We start from the raw sequence: 18,734 nt of genomic DNA, 5'->3' as shown, positions 1-18,734 counted from the left end.
TTTGCGCTGCCTTTAACCTCCACCCTGGTTCGGGTCTCGACTTGACTAGGGCGGTTCGGCGTGCGCTCCCAGCACCGAAGTGATTTCTGCGAGCCCGTGGAAGGACGCCCCTTGGTCGCCTCGCGCAACCCCCAGTCCGACAGCATTTCCGACGTTTCCGGCTCACCACGCCGCATCTCCTTCGCAAAGATCTCCGAACCTCTCGAGGTTCCGGATCTGCTTGCGCTGCAGGTGGACAGTTTCGACTGGCTGGTCGGCAACGAAACGTGGCAGGCCCGTGTGGCCGCCGCCGAGGCCGAGGGACGGACCGAACTGTCCGGCCCCTCCGGCCTGGAAGAGATTTTCGAGGAGATCTCCCCGATCGAGGACTTCAGCGGCACCATGTCGCTGTCGTTCCGCGACCACCGCTTCGAGCCTCCGAAGAACACGGTGGACGAGTGCAAGGAGCGGGACGTCACGTACTCCGCTCCGCTGTTCGTCACCGCCGAGTTCATGAACAACGAGACCGGCGAGATCAAGAGCCAGACCGTCTTCATGGGTGACTTCCCGCTGATGACGCGCAAGGGCACCTTCGTCATCAACGGCACCGAGCGGGTCGTCGTGTCCCAGCTCGTCCGCTCGCCCGGTGTGTACTTCGAGCGCACCCCGGACAAGACGTCGGACAAGGACATCTTCACCGCCAAGATCATCCCGTCGCGCGGCGCGTGGCTGGAGTTCGAGGTCGACAAGCGCGACATGGTCGGTGTCCGGCTGGACCGCAAGCGCAAGCAGAACGTCACCGTGCTGCTGAAGGCGCTCGGCTGGACCGACGCACAGATCCTGGAGGAGTTCGGCGACTACGAGTCGATCCGGCTCACCCTGGAGAAGGACCACACCTCCGGGCAGGACGACGCGCTGCTGGACATCTACCGCAAGCTGCGGCCGGGTGAGCCGCCGACGCGGGAGGCCGCCCAGGCGCTGCTGGACAACTACTACTTCAACGGCAAGCGCTACGACCTGGCCAAGGTCGGCCGGTACAAGATCAACAAGAAGCTCGGCCGGGACGAGACGCACGACACCGCGGTGCTGACGATCAACGACATCGTCGCCACGATCAAGTACCTGGTGGCGCTGCACGAGGGCAAGACCGAGCTGCCCGCCCCGACCGGCGAGATCGTGGTCGAGGAAGACGACATCGACCACTTCGGCAACCGGCGGCTGCGTACCGTCGGCGAGCTGATCCAGAACCAGCTGCGCACCGGCCTGGCCCGGATGGAGCGCGTGGTCCGGGAGCGGATGACGACCCAGGACGTCGAGGCGATCACGCCGCAGACCCTGATCAACATCCGTCCGGTGGTCGCGGCGCTGAAGGAGTTCTTCGGCACCTCCCAGCTGTCGCAGTTCATGGACCAGACCAACCCGATCGCGGGCCTGACCCACAAGCGCCGGCTGAACGCACTCGGCCCGGGTGGTCTGAGCCGCGAGCGGGCCGGCTTCGAGGTCCGCGACGTACACCCGTCCCACTACGGCCGGATGTGCCCGATCGAGACTCCGGAAGGCCCGAACATCGGTCTGATCGGCTCGCTCGCGTCGTACGGCCGGGTGAACCCGTTCGGCTTCGTCGAGACGCCGTACCGCAAGGTCGTGTCCGGTCAGGTCACCGACCAGGTGGACTACCTGACCGCGGACGAGGAGGACCGGTTCGTCATCGCGCAGGCGAACGCCGCGCTGACCGACGACGACCGGCTCGCCGAGGACCGCGTGCTGGTTCGCCGGCGGCACGGTGAGGTCGAGCTCGCCCTGGTCGAGGACGTGGACTACATGGACGTCTCGCCGCGCCAGATGGTGTCGGTGGCGACCGCGATGATCCCGTTCCTCGAGCACGACGACGCCAACCGGGCGCTGATGGGCTCCAACATGCAGCGCCAGGCCGTGCCGCTGATCACCGCCGACGCTCCGCTGGTCGGCACCGGTATGGAGTACCGCGGTGCGGTCGACGCCGGTGACGTGGTCGTGGCCGACAAGGCCGGTGTGGTCAAGGAGGTCTCGGCCGACCTGATCGAGATCGCCGCCGACGACGGCACGTACCAGACCTACCGGCTGGCGAAGTTCCGCCGGTCGAACCAGGGCACCTGCATCAACCAGCGCCCGCTGGTCGACGCGGGGCAGCGTGTCGAGGTGAACTCCCCGCTCGCCGACGGTCCGTGCACCGACGAGGGCGAGATGGCGCTCGGCCGGAACATGCTGGTCGCGTTCATGCCGTGGGAGGGTCACAACTACGAGGACGCGATCATCCTGTCCCAGCGCGTCGTGCAGCAGGACCTGCTGACCTCGATCCACATCGAGGAGCACGAGGTCGACGCTCGCGACACCAAGCTGGGCCCGGAGGAGATCACCCGGGACATCCCGAACGTCTCCGACGAGATGCTGGCCGACCTGGACGAGCGGGGCATCATCCGGATCGGCGCCGAGGTCACCACCGGTGACATCCTGGTCGGCAAGGTCACCCCCAAGGGCGAGACCGAGCTGACCCCGGAGGAGCGGCTGCTGCGCGCGATCTTCGGCGAGAAGGCCCGTGAGGTCCGCGACACCTCGCTGAAGGTGCCGCACGGCGAGGAGGGCACCGTCATCGGTGTCCGCGTCTTCGACCGTGACAACGGCGACGAGCTGCCGCCGGGCGTCAACCAGCTGGTCCGGGTGTACGTCGCCCAGAAGCGGAAGATCTCGGTCGGCGACAAGCTGGCCGGCCGTCACGGCAACAAGGGCGTCATCTCCAAGATCCTGCCGGTCGAGGACATGCCGTTCCTCGAGGACGGCACCCAGGTCGACATCATCCTGAACCCGCTGGGCGTGCCCGGCCGGATGAACGTCGGTCAGGTGCTCGAGACCCACCTCGGCTGGATCGCCAGCCGCGGCTGGGAGATCGACCCGGAGAACCAGGAGGAGTGGGCGCAGCGGCTGATCAAGATCGGCGCCGGCTCGGCTGCTCCGATGACGAACGTCGCCACCCCGGTGTTCGACGGCGCCAAGGAGGAGGAGGTCACCGGCCTGCTCAGCTCGACGCTGCCGAACCGTGACGGCGTCCGGATGGTCGACGGATCGGGCAAGGCCCGGCTGTTCGACGGCCGTTCGGGTGAGCCGTTCCCGGAGCCGGTCGGTGTCGGCTACATGTACATGCTGAAGCTGCACCACCTGGTCGACGACAAGATCCACGCACGGTCGACCGGTCCGTACTCGATGATCACCCAGCAGCCGCTGGGCGGTAAGGCGCAGTTCGGTGGTCAGCGGTTCGGCGAGATGGAGGTGTGGGCCCTGGAGGCCTACGGTGCCGCCTTCGCGCTGCAGGAACTGCTGACGATCAAGTCCGACGATGTCGTCGGGCGGGTCAAGGTGTACGAGGCGATCGTCAAGGGCGAGAACATTCCGGAGCCGGGTATCCCGGAGTCCTTCAAGGTTCTGGTCAAGGAAATGCAGTCCCTGTGTCTGAACGTGGAGGTGCTCTCGTCCGACGGAAGCCGGGTCGAGATGCGCGACAGCGAAGAGGACGTCTTCCGCGCTGCGGAGGAACTGGGAATCGATCTGTCCCGGCGTGAGCCGAACAGTGTCGAAGAGGTCTGAGCGGGTTGCCGCTTGAGATCAACAACCAACTCACTCAGACCGCTTCAACAATCGGGAGATAACACATCGTGCTCGACGTGAACTTCTTCGACGAGCTTCGGATCGGCCTGGCCACCGCGGATGAGATCCGTCAGTGGTCGCACGGCGAGGTCAAGAAGCCCGAGACGATCAACTACCGGACGCTCAAGCCCGAGCGTGACGGCCTTTTCTGCGAGAAGATCTTCGGTCCCACCCGGGACTGGGAGTGCTACTGCGGCAAGTACAAGCGCGTTCGCTTCAAGGGCATCATCTGCGAGCGGTGTGGCGTCGAGGTCACCCGCTCCAAGGTGCGCCGTGAGCGGATGGGCCACATCGAGCTGGCCGCGCCGGTCACCCACATCTGGTACTTCAAGGGTGTCCCGTCGCGACTCGGCTACCTGCTCGACCTCGCCCCGAAGGACCTGGAGAAGGTCATCTACTTCGCGGCGTACATGATCACCGACGTCGACGACGAGGCGCGGCACCGCGACCTGTCGTCGTTGGAGGGCCGGACCGACGTCGAGCGCAAGCAGCTCGAGAACCGGCGCGACAACGACATCGAGACGCGGATGAAGAAGCTCGAGGAGGACCTGGCGCAGCTCGAGGCCGAGGGCGCCAAGGCCGACGTACGCCGCAAGGTCAAGGAAGGCGCCGAGCGTGAGGTCAAGCAGCTGCGCGACCGTGCGCAGCGCGAGATCGACCGCCTCGACGAGGTCTGGACCCGGTTCAAGAACCTGAAGGTCCAGGACCTGGAGGGCGACGAGATCCTCTACCGCGCCATGAAGGAGCGGTTCGGCAAGTACTTCGAGGGCGCCATGGGTGCCGCCGCGATCCAGCGCCGGCTGGAGACCTTCGACCTGAAGGCCGAGGCGGACAACCTGCGCGAGACGATCAAGACCGGTAAGGGCCAGCGCAAGACCCGCGCCCTGAAGCGGCTCAAGGTCGTGACCGCGTTCCTGGCCACCAACAACAGCCCGATGGGCATGGTGCTCGACTGCGTGCCGGTGATCCCGCCGGACCTGCGGCCGATGGTCCAGCTCGACGGTGGCCGGTTCGCCACCTCGGACCTGAACGACCTGTACCGCCGGGTGATCAACCGGAACAACCGGCTCAAGCGACTGCTCGACCTGGGCGCGCCGGAGATCATCGTCAACAACGAGAAGCGGATGCTGCAGGAGGCCGTCGACGCACTGTTCGACAACGGCCGTCGTGGCCGTCCGGTCACCGGCCCGGGCAACCGGCCGCTGAAGTCGCTGTCCGACATGCTCAAGGGCAAGCAGGGTCGCTTCCGTCAGAACCTGCTCGGCAAGCGGGTCGACTACTCGGGCCGTTCGGTCATCGTCGTCGGTCCGCAGCTGAAGCTGCACCAGTGCGGTCTGCCGAAGGCCATGGCGCTGGAGCTGTTCAAGCCGTTCGTCATGAAGCGGCTGGTCGACCTCAACCACGCGCAGAACATCAAGTCCGCCAAGCGGATGGTCGAGCGCCAGCGCGCCCAGGTCTGGGACGTGCTGGAAGAGGTCATCACCGAGCACCCGGTCCTGCTGAACCGTGCGCCTACGCTGCACCGGCTCGGCATCCAGGCGTTCGAGCCGCAGCTGATCGAGGGCAAGGCGATCCAGATCCACCCGCTCGTCTGCTCCGCGTTCAACGCGGACTTCGACGGTGACCAGATGGCGGTGCACCTGCCGCTGTCGGCCGAGGCCCAGGCCGAGGCGCGGATCCTGATGCTGTCGACCAACAACATCCTGAAGCCGGCCGACGGCCGTCCGGTCACGATGCCGACGCAGGACATGATCATCGGCATCTACTTCCTGACCATGCTGAAGGAAGGCGCCCTGGGTGAGGGCCGGGCGTTCAGCTCGGTGGCCGAGGCGCTGATGGCGTTCGACCGCAACGAGCTGTCGCTGCAGGCCAAGATCACGCTGCGTCTGGACGAGTCCGGCGTACCTGCCGGTGCGACCGAGCGGGCCGAGGGCGGGTTCTCCCTGGAGACCACGCTGGGCCGGGCGCTGTTCAACGAGGCGCTGCCGACGGACTACCCGTTCGTCGACGTCGAGGTCGGCAAGAAGCAGCTGGGCGGGATCGTCAACGACCTGGCCGAGCGGTACTCCAAGGTCGAGGTCGCCAACGCCCTCGACGCGCTGAAGGATCTCGGTTTCCGCTGGGCCACCCGGTCCGGTGTGACCGTGTCGATCGACGACTTCAGCACGCCGCCGTCCAAGCCGGAGATCATGGCCCGGTACGAGTCGCAGGCCGAGAAGGTCCAGAAGCAGTTCGAGCGGGGTCTGATCACCTCGTCCGAGCGGCGCCAGGAGCTGATCGAGATCTGGACCGGCGCCAACGCCGAGGTCGGCAAGGCGATGGAGGAGAACTTCGAGAAGGCCAACCCGATCTGGATGATGGTCCACTCGGGTGCCCGAGGCAACATGATGCAGATCCGGCAGATCGCCGGTATGCGTGGGCTGGTGGCCAACCCGAAGGGTGAGATCATCGCCCGGCCGATCAAGTCCAACTTCCGTGAGGGCCTGTCGGTGGTCGAGTACTTCATCGCCACCCACGGTGCGCGGAAGGGTCTGGCCGACACCGCGCTGCGGACCGCCGACTCGGGGTACCTGACCCGTCGTCTGGTGGACGTCTCGCAGGACGTGATCATCCGCGAGGAGGACTGCGGCACCGAGCGGGGCCTGCCGAAGAAGATCGGCGAGCCCGGTCCGGACGGCAAGGTCGTGCACGCCGAGAACGTCGAGACCAGCGCGTACGCACGGACGCTGGCCACCGACGTGTCCGACGCGAGCGGCAAGGTCGTGCTGACGGCCGGCAGCGATCTGGGCGACGTCTCGATCGCGAAGCTGGTCGAGGCCGGGATCGAGGAGGTCAAGGTCCGCTCCGTGCTGACCTGTGACGCCAAGACCGGTACCTGCGCGAAGTGCTACGGCCGTTCGCTGGCGACCGGCAAGCCGGTCGACATCGGCGAGGCGGTCGGCATCATCGCGGCCCAGTCCATCGGTGAGCCGGGGACGCAGCTGACGATGCGGACCTTCCACACCGGTGGTGTCGCGGGTGATGACATCACCCACGGTCTGCCGCGTGTGGTCGAGCTCTTCGAGGCCCGCCAGCCCAAGGGCAAGGCGCCGATCTCGGAGGCCGCGGGCCGGATCTCGATCGAGGACACCGACAAGACCCGGAAGCTGGTGCTCACCCCGGACGACGGTTCCGAGGAGGTCGCCTACCCGGTGTCGAAGCGTGGCCGCCTGCTGATCGAAGAGGGTCAGCACGTCGAGGTCGGTCAGCAGCTGACGCAGGGTACGCCGGACCCGCAGGAGGTTCTGCGGATCCTGGGTGTCCGCAAGGCGCAGGAGCACCTGGTGGACGAGGTCCAGGAGGTGTACCGGTCGCAGGGTGTGGCCATCCACGACAAGCACATCGAGATCATCGTCCGGCAGATGCTGCGCCGGGTCACGGTGATCGAGTCGGGCGACGCCCAGCTGCTGCCGGGTGAGCTCGCGGACCGGATCATGTTCGAGGCGGAGAACCGCCGCGTGGTCGCCGAGGGCGGTACGCCGGCCTCGGGTCGTCCGGTGCTGATGGGTATCACCAAGGCCTCGCTGGCCACCGAGTCGTGGCTGTCGGCCGCCTCCTTCCAGGAGACGACCCGCGTCCTCACCGAGGCCGCGATCCACGGCAAGTCCGACTCGCTGGTCGGTCTGAAGGAGAACGTCATCATCGGAAAGCTGATCCCGGCCGGTACGGGCATGGACCGGTACCGCAACATCCGGGTGGAGCCCACCGAGGAGGCGAAGGCCGCGATGTACTCGATGGTCGGCTACGAGTCGTACGACTACGACTTCGGCCCGTCCACCGGTCAGTCGGTCCCGCTCGACGACTTCGACCTCGGTTCCTACCAGAACTGAGCCGAGTCAATCCCGCCGAGGGCGGCACTCCCACCAGGGGGTGCCGCCCTCGCGGCGTTCCGGCCAGGATGAACCATGGCCGAGAACAAGACCCGGAAGACGGACGCGTCCGTCGACGACTACCTGGCCGGCATCGCCGGAGTCCGGGGCGACGACGCCCGCGAGCTCAACGCACTGATCACCAGGGCGACCGGTCTGGAGCCGGCCCTGTGGGGACCGTCGATCGTCGGTTTCGGCGACCGCCACCTGGTCTACGAGAGCGGTCGCGAGCTGGACTGGTTCGACGTCGGATTCGCGGTCCGGAAACAAGCACTGACGCTTTATCTGACCGCGGGTTTCGACGGGTACGACGAATTGCTCACCCGCCTCGGGCCGCATACGACCAGCGCCGGATGCCTGTACGTCAAACGCTTGGCAGACGTGGATTCCGGCGTTCTGACCGAGTTGGTACGCCGGTCTGCACAAGACACTCGGGGGCGGGGCTGAAAGTGTCCGGGTGATAGGCCAAGATTGGTCCATGACGGATCTCCCGGCCTATCTGCGGCCTTTCGTCCTGGGGGTACTGGACGGGCCCGACGTGCGGGTGGACAGGCTTGGAGAGATCGACATCTACCGTCCGGCCGGGACTGCCCGGACGGGCGCGATGCTGTTCGTGCACGGGGGACCGGGACCAGCCGAGCTCGTGGCCACACCACGGGACTGGCCGGTCTACAAGGGCTATGCGACCGCTGTCGCCAGGCGAGGCCTGGTGGCCGCAGTCGTCGACCACAGCCTGATTCGCGGCTTCGACCAGTTGGTCACCGCCGCGGACGAGGTGGAGGCTGCGATCGGCGTACTGCGTTCTGATCCACGGGTCGACCCCGATCGGGTCGGGTTGTGGTTCTTCTCCGGTGCGGGCCTGCTGGCCGGGGAGTGGCTGGACAGCCGCCCCGACTGGCTGCGCTGCATCGCCCTGACCTACCCCCTGCTCGCCACCCCGCCCGGTGTCGACGACCTGGTCACCGCCGCCGAAGTGATCGGGAAACACAAGGATCTGCCGGTGCTGCTGACCCGAGCCGGACGCGAGCGTGAGGAACTCGCCGGTCCGGTCGCGGAGTTCGTCTCCGCAGGTGGCAGCGCGCTGGACATCATCGACGTACCGAAAGGGCACCACGGGTTCGACATGCTCGACCACACCGAAGAATCACGCGCCGCCGTCACCAAGGCCCTGGACTGGGCGATCGCCCACCTGGGCGAGGACCCGGACGGCGTGACCACGGCATCCACCTCACCGACGACCACCACCAAGACCAGGGCCAAGAGCGCCCCGGCATCACGAAAGACCGCTGCGCGTACGCCGGCCGCGGCTGAACCGCTGATGGATCTCCCGACTCCGGCTGCGCCTGCCAGTCAGCCGGCGCCGACCGCTCCGGTTCCGACGCTCGATCCTCTTCCGACCACTCCCGCCGTTCCGGTGGACACTCCGGCCGCCCGGGTGGTGGGGCGCGAGCACGCGGCGTACGCGGCGCACGACCTGGAGGCGTTCCTGGCGACGTACTCGCCGACCGCCCGGATCCACCTCGCCGACAGCACCGAGCTGAAGGGCCGCCGGTTCCTGCGCGAGTACTACGGGTCACGGTTCGCTGCCGGACGGTGCAAGACCGAGGTCGTGCAGAAGCTGATGCTGGGCGATTGGGTCGTCGAGCATGTGCTGGCCTACGACACCGGCGAAGGGGTCCCGATGATCGCGTTGTACCGGGTCTCCGAGGGGCTGATCACCGACGTCGAGTTCCGTGCCTGACGGACCGATCGACTATCTGGCCGAGTTCGAGCGGACGGCCGCGGAATTCGCGGCCGTCCTCGACCAGGCCGACCCGGCGTCCGAGGTGCCCGCCTGCCCGGGCTGGACGCTGGCCGACCTGGCCCTGCACATCGGTTCCGGCCAGCGCTGGGCAGCGTCGATCCTGCTCAGCGGCACCTCCCAGAGGGTCCCGGAGGTCCTGCGTACGACGATCTCCTGGAGCGACTGGTATGCCGGTACGACCGCGGCGCTGGCCGCCGCGATCCGGGCCGTCGATCCGGACGAGCCGTGCTGGAACTTCGCGCCGGTCGCGCAGTACGCGGGGTTCTGGTCCCGGCGGCGCACGCATGAGACAGCCATCCACCTCGTGGACGCGGTCCAGGCCGGCGTCTCCGCCGGAGGGCGGGCCACCAGTGGTCTGGCCGTCGTACCTGCGGCCCTGGCGGCCGACGGGGTGGACGAAGTGTTCGGGGTCTTCCTGCCTCGGATGCTGGCCCGGCGGGTCGCCCCGGCGGTCACCCGGCGGATCGGCGTACGGGCGACCGACACGGGCGACGAGTGGACGCTGACGCCTGTGTCAGAAGGGGATCCGCCCCAGGTGGAGCGAGGTGCGGCAGCCGGTGAGGCGGTCGTCTCCGGCACTGCCGCGGAGCTGGATCTGTGCCTCTGGAAGCGGTTGCCGGGGAGCGTTCTGACGGTCGAGGGGGACCAGGCGGTGGCATCCGCTTTCCTGGCCGGCCGGGCCACTCCGTAGACCCTGTAAACTGGACGAGCGGACCAGCCTCAGGCCCGTGCGGTCAGTCATTTTGACCGTGCTTGAGGCAGCCGCTAGTCTTAACGATCGTGCCCGGGTCATCCTGGGCCGTCATGCGTGCCCCTGGTCGAACGGGTTGCGCGCGTGGCACGGGACTCCTGCCGACAGTCTGGAAGATTACGGCTTCGGTACGCCCGTGCGCACGCGACACACCCGACCGCGGGGGTCAGCAAAAGCAGAGCAGAAGAAAGCCGGACGACAGAAAGAGACCTACGCGGTGCCCACCATTCAGCAGCTGGTCCGCAAGGGCCGCCAGGACAAGGTGTCCAAGAACAAGACGCCCGCCCTGAAGGGTTCCCCTCAGCGTCGCGGTGTGTGCACGCGCGTCTACACGACCACGCCGAAGAAGCCGAACTCGGCCCTTCGCAAGGTCGCGCGTGTCCGCCTGACCAGCGGCATCGAGGTCACCGCGTACATCCCCGGCGTCGGCCACAACCTGCAGGAGCACTCGATCGTGCTCGTGCGTGGCGGTCGTGTGAAGGACCTGCCGGGTGTCCGGTACAAGATCATCCGCGGTTCGCTCGACACCCAGGGTGTGAAGAACCGCAAGCAGGCGCGCAGCCGTTACGGCGCGAAGAAGGAGAAGAGCTAATGCCGCGCAAGGGCCCCGCCCCGAAGCGTCCGGTCATCATCGACCCGGTCTACAGTTCGCCGCTCGTCACCCAGTTGATCTCCAAGATCCTGGTCGACGGCAAGAAGCAGATCGCGCAGAGCATCGTCTACACCGCGCTCGAGGGCACCCGGACCAAGACCGGCACCGACCCGGTGATCACGCTGAAGCGTGCGCTGGACAACGTGAAGCCGAGCATCGAGGTGAAGAGCCGGCGCGTCGGTGGTGCGACCTACCAGGTGCCGATCGAGGTCAAGCCGGGCCGGTCCACCACGCTGGCGCTGCGCTGGCTGACGACGTACTCCCGGGCGCGTCGCGAGAAGACCATGTCCGAGCGCCTGATGAACGAGATCCTGGACGCCTCCAACGGCCTGGGAGCCTCGGTCAAGCGCCGCGAGGACACGCACAAGATGGCCGAAGCCAACAAGGCTTTCGCCCACTACCGCTGGTGATCCGGGGTCCGATCCGGACCCCAGCGCTCACCCTTTGACAGCAGTACAGAATCGAGAGGTAGACCACCGAGGTGGCCGTACAAATCACCACCGACCTGGCCAAGGTCCGCAACATCGGGATCATGGCTCACATCGACGCCGGCAAGACGACGACGACCGAGCGGATCCTCTTCTACACCGGTATCACCTACAAGATCGGTGAGGTCCACGACGGCGCCGCCACGATGGACTGGATGGAGCAGGAGCAGGAGCGCGGCATCACGATCACGTCCGCCGCGACGACCTGCACCTGGAAAGACCACACCATCAACATCATCGACACCCCCGGGCACGTCGACTTCACCGTCGAGGTGGAGCGCTCGCTGCGCGTCCTGGACGGTGCCGTCGCGGTGTTCGACGGCGTTGCCGGCGTCGAGCCGCAGTCCGAGACCGTGTGGCGTCAGGCCGACCGGTACGGCGTACCGCGGATGTGCTTCGTCAACAAGCTCGACCGGACCGGCGCGGAGTTCATGCGCTGCGTCGACATGATCGTCGACCGGCTGGCCGCGGTGCCGCTGGTGCTGCAGCTGCCGATCGGTGCCGAGTCCGACTTCATCGGCGTCGTCGACCTGATCGGGATGCGTGCGCTGACCTGGCGCGGCGAGACGACGATGGGTGAGGACTACACGGTCGAGGAGATCCCGGCCAGCCACACCGAGATCGCCGCCGAGTGGCGCGACAAGCTGATCGAGACGCTGGCCGAGGCCGACGACGAGATCATGGAGATGTACCTCGAGGGCGAAGCGCCCACCGAGGAGCAGATCATGGCCGGCATCCGGCGCGCGACGATCGCGAGCAAGCTGACCCCGGTGCTGACCGGCACCGCGTTCAAGAACAAGGGCGTGCAGCCCCTGCTCGACGCGATCAACGCGTTCCTGCCGAGCCCGCTCGACGTTCCGGCCATCGAGGGCCACGACGTCAAGGACAGCGAGCAGGTCGTCCTGCGCAAGCCGGACGACAGCGAGCCGTTCTCGGCGCTGGCGTTCAAGATCGCGGCCGACCCGCACCTGGGCAAGCTGACCTTCATCCGGGTGTACTCGGGCAAGCTCGAGACCGGCACCCAGGTCCTGAACCCCACCAAGGGGCGCAAGGAGCGGATCGGCAAGATCTACCGGATGCACGCGAACAAGCGTGAGGAGATCGCGTCGATCGGCGCCGGCCACATCGTCGCCGTGATGGGTCTGAAGGACACCACCACCGGTGAGACGCTGGCCGACCCGGGCAAGCCGGTCGTGCTGGAGTCGATGCAGTTCCCGGCCCCGGTCATCTCGGTCGCCATCGAGCCGAAGTCGAAGGGCGACCAGGAGAAGCTGGGCGTCGCGATCCAGCGGCTGGCCGAGGAGGACCCGACCTTCCAGGTCCGGACCGACGAGGACACCGGCCAGACGATCATCGCCGGTATGGGCGAGCTGCACCTCGAGGTGCTGGTCGACCGGATGAAGCGCGAGTTCCGCGTCGAGGCCAACGTCGGCAAGCCGCAGGTCGCCTACCGCGAGACGATCAAGAAGAAGGTCGAGAAGGTCGACTACACGCACAAGAAGCAGACCGGTGGTTCGGGTCAGTTCGCGCGCGTGATCATCAACATCGAGCCGACCTCGGTCGAGGCCGGCGGCGAAGGCGGCTACGAGTTCGTCAACTCCGTCACCGGTGGCCGGATCCCGCGGGAGTACATCCCGTCGGTGGACGAGGGCGCGCAGGAAGCGATGGAGTTCGGCGTACTGGCCGGCTACCCGATGGTGGACGTCAAGGTCACGCTGACCGACGGTGCCTACCACGATGTCGACTCCTCCGAGCTCGCGTTCAAGATCGCCGGTTCGATGGCCTTCAAGGACGCTGCCCGGCGGGCGACCCCGGTCATCCTCGAGCCGATGTTCTCGGTCGAGGTCACCACCCCTGAGGACTACATGGGTGAAGTGATCGGCGACCTCAACTCCCGCCGTGGCCAGATCCAGTCGATGGACGAGGGTCCCGGTGGCAGCCGGGTCGTCAAGGCCCTGGTGCCGCTGTCGGAGATGTTCGGGTATGTCGGTGACCTGCGTTCCAAGACGCAGGGCCGCGCGTCGTACTCGATGCAGTTCGATTCCTACGCCGAGGTTCCGAAGAACGTGGCGGAAGAGATCATCAAGAAGGCCCGGGGCGAGTAGTCTCTCGCTCCTGACCACCACACCCCAAGCGCGTCGGCGTACGGCGTAGTCAACATTTAACTAGGAGGGCCCCAGTGGCGAAGGCGAAGTTCGAGCGGACTAAGCCGCACGTCAACATCGGCACCATCGGTCACATCGACCACGGTAAGACCACTCTTACCGCGGCGATCACCAAGGTGCTGCACGACAAGTACCCGACGCTCAACGAGGCATCGGCCTTCGATCAGATCGACAAGGCGCCCGAAGAGCGTCAGCGCGGTATCACCATCTCGATCGCGCACGTCGAGTACCAGACCGAGGCCCGGCACTACGCCCACGTCGACTGCCCGGGTCACGCGGACTACATCAAGAACATGATCACCGGCGCGGCTCAGATGGACGGCGCGATCCTGGTCGTCGCCGCCACCGACGGCCCGATGCCGCAGACGCGTGAGCACGTTCTGCTCGCCCGCCAGGTCGGCGTGCCGGCCATGGTCGTGGCGCTGAACAAGTGCGACATGGTCGACGACGAGGAGATCCTGGAGCTCGTCGAGCTCGAGGTCCGCGAGCTGCTCTCGGAGCAGGAGTTCGACGGCGACAACGCGCCGATCGTCCGCGTCGCCGCTCACCCGGCGCTCCAGGGCGACGCCAAGTGGGGCGAGTCGATCATCGAGCTGATGAACGCGGTGGACTCCTACATCCCGCAGCCGGTGCGTGAGATCGACAAGCCGTTCCTGATGCCGGTGGAGGACGTCTTCACCATCACGGGTCGCGGTACGGTCATCACCGGCCGGATCGAGCGCGGTGTCGTCAAGATCAACGAGACCGTCGACATCGTCGGCATCCGTCCGGAGAAGCAGACCACCACGGTCACCGGTATCGAGATGTTCCGCAAGCTGCTGGACGAGGGCCAGGCCGGTGAGAACGTCGGTCTGCTGCTTCGTGGCACCAAGCGCGAGGACGTCGAGCGCGGCATGGTCGTCATCAAGCCGGGCACCACGACCCCGCACACCAACTTCGACGCGTCGGTCTACATCCTGTCGAAGGAGGAGGGCGGCCGTCACACGCCGTTCTTCCAGAACTACCGGCCCCAGTTCTACTTCCGCACCACGGACGTCACCGGCGTCGTCACGCTGCCCGAGGGCACCGAGATGGTCATGCCGGGCGACAACACCGACATGTCGGTCGAGCTGATCCAGCCGATCGCCATGGAAGAGGGTCTGAAGTTCGCGATCCGCGAAGGTGGCCGCACCGTCGGCGCCGGCCGGGTCACCAAGATCATCAAGTGATCTCACGAGGTCCGCGAGGGCTCGCATCCTGAGCCCCGCGGACCTCTGCTTTGCGCCTCGATCCGGCGCTCAGGTGGGCCGGATCGGGCGTGAAGCCACCCGATTGGCGTTTCGGCGCCGATCTCTGGCACAATATTCAGGTTGCTCAGGCGAGGCCGCCGGGGCGCGCCCCAGACCATGCGTCTGGCGAGTGCGCCGGACCGGAGACCATGCCGAGGTTCCGGTCCGAGACCGGGCCCCGATCACCATTCCAGGTCGATGAAGCGGTGAGTCACGTGCGTGCCGCGCACGCGACACACCCGACCGCGGGGGTCGGAGCAACACAGACGTTGACGATAGAGAAGGACGAAGCGAAGCGATGGCGGGACAGAAGATCCGCATCCGGCTGAAGGCCTACGACCACGAGGTCATCGACAGCTCGGCACGCAAGATTGTCGACACGGTGACGCGTACTGGTGCGAAGGTTGCTGGCCCGGTGCCGTTGCCGACGGAAAAGAACGTGTTCTGCGTCATCCGCTCGCCGCACAAGTACAAGGACAGCCGCGAGCACTTCGAGATGCGCACCCACAAGCGGCTCATCGACATCATCGACCCCACGCCGAAGACCGTCGACTCGCTGATGCGGCTCGACCTGCCGGCCGGTGTCGACATCGAGATCAAGCTCTGAGGGACGCGAACAACCAATGAGCACTTCTACCAAGAACACGCGCGGTCTGCTGGGCACCAAGCTCGGCATGACCCAGACCTGGGACGAGAACAACCGTGTCGTCCCCGTCACCGTGATCCAGGCCGGCCCGTGCGTCGTGACCGAGGTTCGCACCTCGGACAGCCACGGGTACGACGGCGTCCAGATCGCCTTCGGCGACATCGACCCCCGCAAGGTCACCAGCCCGATGCGCGGCCACTTCGACAAGGCCGGCGTGACGCCGCGGCGCCACCTGCTGGAGCTGCGCACCGCCGACGCCAGCGAGTACACGCTGGGTCAGGAGATCAAGGCCGAGGCCTTCGAGGCCGGTGAGCGGGTCGACGTGTCCGCCACCAGCAAGGGCAAGGGCTTCGCCGGTGTGATGAAGCGGCACGGCTTCCACGGCCTCCGCGCCACCCACGGTGTCCACAAGAAGCACCGCTCGCCGGGTTCCATCGGCGGCTGCGCCACCCCGGGCCGGGTCTTCAAGGGCCTGCGGATGGCGGGCCGGATGGGCGCCGAGCAGGTCACCACGCAGAACATCACCGTGCACGCGATCGACACCGACCGCGGCCTGATCCTGCTGAAGGGTGCGGTGCCCGGTCCCAAGGGCGGCCTCGTGCTGATCCGCAACGCCGCTAAGGGCGCAGCTGTGAAAGGAGCCCAGAAATGAGCTCGGTCGACGTCGTCGTCGTGAAGGGCGACAAGGTCAGTAAGAAGGGCTCCGCCGAGCTTCCGGCCGAGCTGTTCGACGTCCAGGTCAACATCCCGCTGATCCACCAGGTCGTGGTGGCCCAGCTGGCCGCGGCCCGCCAGGGCACGGCCAAGGCCAAGACCCGCGGCGAGGTCTCCGGCGGTGGCACCAAGCCGTACCGGCAGAAGGGCACCGGTCGCGCCCGCCAGGGTTCGATCCGCGCGCCGCAGTTCACCGGCGGTGGCGTCGTCCACGGCCCGGTGCCGCGCGACTACAGCCAGCGGACCCCGAAGAAGATGATCGCCGCCGCGCTCCGCGGTGCGCTCTCGGACCGGGCCCGTGACGGCCGCGTGCACGTGGTCGAGAAGTTCGTCGACGGTGACAAGCCGTCCACCAAGGCCGCGCTGAACGTGCTGGCCGCGGCGACCGAGCCGGGCAAGGTCCTGGTCGTGGTCGAGCGGGCCGACGAGCTCACCTGGCTGAGCCTGCGCAACGTCCAGCACGTGCACCTGATCGCGGCCGACCAGCTGAACGCGTACGACGTGCTGTGCAGCGACGCGGTCGTGTTCACCCAGGGTGCCCTCGACGCTTTCGTCGCCGGCGCGCCCCAGGGCAAGTCCGTCAAGGCCGTCGCCACGTCGACCGAGGCCGAGCAGGAGGTTGAGGCATGAGCCACGGAGTCAACAAGGATCCGCGGGACGTGCTGCTGCGGCCGGTCGTGAGCGAGAAGAGCTACGGCCTGCTGGACGAGCAGAAGTACACGTTCGAGGTGGACCCGAACGCCAACAAGACCGAGATCAAGCTCGCGGTCGAGAAGGTGTTCAAGGTCAAGGTCAGCGACGTCAACACCATCAACCGCAAGGGCAAGCGCCGCCGGACCCGTGCCGGCTGGGGCAAGCGCCCGGACACCAAGCGAGCGATTGTGACCCTCAAGGGTGACGACCGCATCGACATCTTCGGAGGCCAGTCGTAATGGGTATCCGCAAATACAAGCCGACAACGCCGGGCCGCCGTGGCTCGAGCGTGGCCGACTTCGTCGAGCTCACCCGTTCGACCCCCGAGAAGTCGCTGCTGCGTCCGCTGCCCAAGAAGGGCGGCCGGAACAACACCGGCAAGATCACCACCCGGCACCACGGTGGCGGTCACAAGCGGGCGTACCGGCTGATCGACTTCAAGCGGTACGACAAGGACGGCGTGCCGGCCAAGGTCGCCGAGATCGAGTACGACCCGAACCGCACCGCGCGGATCGCGCTGCTGCACTACGTCGACGGCGAGAAGCGCTACATCCTCGCCCCGTCGAACCTGAAGCAGGGCACGATCGTCGAGAACGGCCCGGCCGCCGATATCAAGATCGGCAACAACCTGCCGCTGCGCAACATCCCGGTCGGCTCCACGGTGCACGCCGTCGAGCTGCGCCCGGGCGGCGGCGCCAAGATGGGCCGCTCGGCCGGTGCCAGCATCCAGCTGGTCGCGAAGGAAGGCCGGATGGCCACCCTGCGGATGCCGTCCGGCGAGGTCCGGATGGTCGACGTACGCTGCCGCGCCACCCTCGGTGAGGTCGGCAACGGCGAGCAGTCGAACATCAACTGGGGCAAGGCGGGCCGGATGCGCTGGAAGGGCAAGCGCCCGACCGTCCGCGGTGTCGCGATGAACCCGGTCGACCACCCGCACGGTGGTGGTGAGGGCAAGACCTCGGGTGGACGCCACCCGGTGTCCCCGTGGGGCAAGCCCGAGGGGCGTACCCGCACCCGCAAGGAAAGCGACCGCATGATCGTCCGGCGCCGCAAGGCCGGCAAGAAGCGCTGATAGGAGCCGGCCAGAATGCCACGCAGCTTGAAGAAGGGCCCGTTCGTCGACCACCACCTGATGAAGAAGGTGGAGGTGCAGAACGAGAAGGGCACCAAGAACGTCATCAAGACCTGGTCCCGCCGATCGATGATCGTGCCGGACATGATCGGCCACACGCTGGCGGTGCACGACGGCCGCAAGCACGTGCCGGTGTTCGTGACGGACGCGATGGTCGGGCACAAGCTCGGCGAGTTCGCCCCGACCCGCACGTTCAAGGGTCACGAGAAGGACGACCGGAAGTCACGGCGTCGCTGACCTCGGTCAGTGATGAAGCGATAGCAACCTACGGAGAGATTCGAACATCATGAGCGTTCAAGAGCGTAGGGCCGTCAGTGCCCGTCGCGAGGGCCTGCTGGGCGACGAGCCCGGGGCCTTCGCGGTCGCGCGCTTCGTCCGCGTGACGCCGATGAAGGCGCGCCGCGTGGTCGATCTGGTGCGCGGTCTGGGCGTCGACGACGCACTCGCCACTCTGAAGTTCGCCCCGCAGGCCGCTGCCGCGACCGTGTACAAGGTCGTCGACAGCGCCGCGGCGAACGCCGAGGGCACCGAGCACCTGAGCCGGGCCGACCTGGTCGTGGCGAAGGCCTATGTGGACGAGGGCCCGACGCTGAAGCGTCACCGCCCGCGTGCCCAGGGCCGGGCCACCCGGATCGACAAGCGGACCAGCCACATCACTGTGGTCGTGGCGCCGCGGGTCGAGGAAGAGCCGGCCGAGAAGCCGGCGAAGAAGTCTGCCAAGAAGGCGGACACGGCCAAGAAGGCTCCGGCCAAGAAGGCCGCCGCCGACAAGGCCGAGGCCGCCGACAAGCCGGCCAAGAAGGCGACCGCCAAGAAGACGGCTGCCAAGAAGACCGCTGAGAAGAAGGAGTCCTGA

Annotated in this window: 16 protein-coding genes; all 16 read left to right on the top strand. The window is 67.1% G+C overall.

The window, feature by feature from the left end; translation table 11 throughout:
* The first annotated feature begins 111 nt into the window (after nt 1-111).
* A complete protein-coding gene (gene rpoB, locus AB0I34_RS19355; protein WP_360446684.1) occupies nt 112-3,597 on the top strand; it encodes a DNA-directed RNA polymerase subunit beta in 3,486 nt (1,161 codons plus the stop codon).
* A gap of 68 nt (nt 3,598-3,665) precedes the next feature.
* Nucleotides 3,666-7,526 (top strand): DNA-directed RNA polymerase subunit beta', encoded by a 3,861-nt coding sequence (locus AB0I34_RS19350; protein ID WP_360446682.1) that lies wholly within the window; start codon nt 3,666-3,668, stop codon nt 7,524-7,526.
* A 75-nt stretch (nt 7,527-7,601) separates the two neighbouring features.
* Nucleotides 7,602-8,012, top strand: coding sequence for a DUF1801 domain-containing protein (locus AB0I34_RS19345; RefSeq protein ID WP_360446680.1), 411 nt, complete (start codon nt 7,602-7,604; stop codon nt 8,010-8,012).
* A gap of 31 nt (nt 8,013-8,043) precedes the next feature.
* Nucleotides 8,044-9,306: a nuclear transport factor 2 family protein gene (locus AB0I34_RS19340; protein ID WP_360446678.1), complete on the top strand. Its 1,263-nt coding sequence runs from the start codon at nt 8,044-8,046 to the stop codon at nt 9,304-9,306.
* Complete coding sequence (locus AB0I34_RS19335; protein WP_360446676.1) at nt 9,299-10,060, top strand: maleylpyruvate isomerase N-terminal domain-containing protein; 762 nt, start codon at nt 9,299-9,301, stop codon at nt 10,058-10,060. The genes AB0I34_RS19340 and AB0I34_RS19335 overlap by 8 nt, the downstream gene beginning before the upstream one ends.
* Nucleotides 10,061-10,337: 277 nt before the next feature.
* Nucleotides 10,338-10,712 (top strand): 30S ribosomal protein S12, encoded by a 375-nt coding sequence (rpsL, locus tag AB0I34_RS19330; protein ID WP_012923692.1) that lies wholly within the window; start codon nt 10,338-10,340, stop codon nt 10,710-10,712.
* Nucleotides 10,712-11,182 carry a 30S ribosomal protein S7 gene (gene rpsG, locus AB0I34_RS19325; RefSeq protein WP_131361025.1) on the top strand — a complete coding sequence of 157 codons (471 nt, stop codon included), beginning with the start codon at nt 10,712-10,714 and terminating at the stop codon, nt 11,180-11,182. Before rpsL ends, rpsG begins: the two co-directional genes overlap by 1 nt.
* Nucleotides 11,183-11,253: 71 nt before the next feature.
* Complete coding sequence (gene fusA, locus AB0I34_RS19320; RefSeq protein ID WP_360446674.1) at nt 11,254-13,365, top strand: elongation factor G; 2,112 nt, start codon at nt 11,254-11,256, stop codon at nt 13,363-13,365.
* A gap of 74 nt (nt 13,366-13,439) precedes the next feature.
* The gene (gene tuf, locus AB0I34_RS19315) at nt 13,440-14,633 is read left to right on the top strand and encodes an elongation factor Tu (RefSeq protein ID WP_360446672.1); all 1,194 of its coding nucleotides are present in this window, start codon (nt 13,440-13,442) and stop codon (nt 14,631-14,633) included.
* Nucleotides 14,634-14,991: 358 nt separating this feature from the next.
* Complete coding sequence (rpsJ, locus tag AB0I34_RS19310; protein ID WP_012923688.1) at nt 14,992-15,300, top strand: 30S ribosomal protein S10; 309 nt, start codon at nt 14,992-14,994, stop codon at nt 15,298-15,300.
* Between the two features lie 16 nt (nt 15,301-15,316).
* On the top strand, nt 15,317-15,991 hold the full coding sequence (gene rplC, locus AB0I34_RS19305; protein ID WP_360446670.1) for a 50S ribosomal protein L3: 675 nt from the start codon (nt 15,317-15,319) through the stop codon (nt 15,989-15,991).
* Nucleotides 15,988-16,683 carry a 50S ribosomal protein L4 gene (rplD, locus tag AB0I34_RS19300; RefSeq protein ID WP_360446668.1) on the top strand — a complete coding sequence of 232 codons (696 nt, stop codon included), beginning with the start codon at nt 15,988-15,990 and terminating at the stop codon, nt 16,681-16,683. Before rplC ends, rplD begins: the two co-directional genes overlap by 4 nt.
* The gene (gene rplW / locus AB0I34_RS19295) at nt 16,680-16,985 is read left to right on the top strand and encodes a 50S ribosomal protein L23 (RefSeq protein ID WP_131512847.1); all 306 of its coding nucleotides are present in this window, start codon (nt 16,680-16,682) and stop codon (nt 16,983-16,985) included. The genes rplD and rplW overlap by 4 nt, the downstream gene beginning before the upstream one ends.
* On the top strand, nt 16,985-17,818 hold the full coding sequence (gene rplB / locus AB0I34_RS19290) for a 50S ribosomal protein L2 (protein WP_131361014.1): 834 nt from the start codon (nt 16,985-16,987) through the stop codon (nt 17,816-17,818). The genes rplW and rplB overlap by 1 nt, the downstream gene beginning before the upstream one ends.
* Nucleotides 17,819-17,833: 15 nt before the next feature.
* A complete protein-coding gene (gene rpsS, locus AB0I34_RS19285) occupies nt 17,834-18,115 on the top strand; it encodes a 30S ribosomal protein S19 (RefSeq protein WP_131361012.1) in 282 nt (93 codons plus the stop codon).
* A 49-nt stretch (nt 18,116-18,164) separates the two neighbouring features.
* Nucleotides 18,165-18,734 carry a 50S ribosomal protein L22 gene (rplV, locus tag AB0I34_RS19280; RefSeq protein ID WP_360446666.1) on the top strand — a complete coding sequence of 190 codons (570 nt, stop codon included), beginning with the start codon at nt 18,165-18,167 and terminating at the stop codon, nt 18,732-18,734.

It is taken from the genome of Kribbella sp. NPDC050281 (assembly GCF_040655855.1).
GTDB lineage: Bacteria > Actinomycetota > Actinomycetes > Propionibacteriales > Kribbellaceae > Kribbella.
Note: the sequence above shows the minus strand (reverse complement) of the source record. Positions and strands in the feature narration are given on the sequence as shown.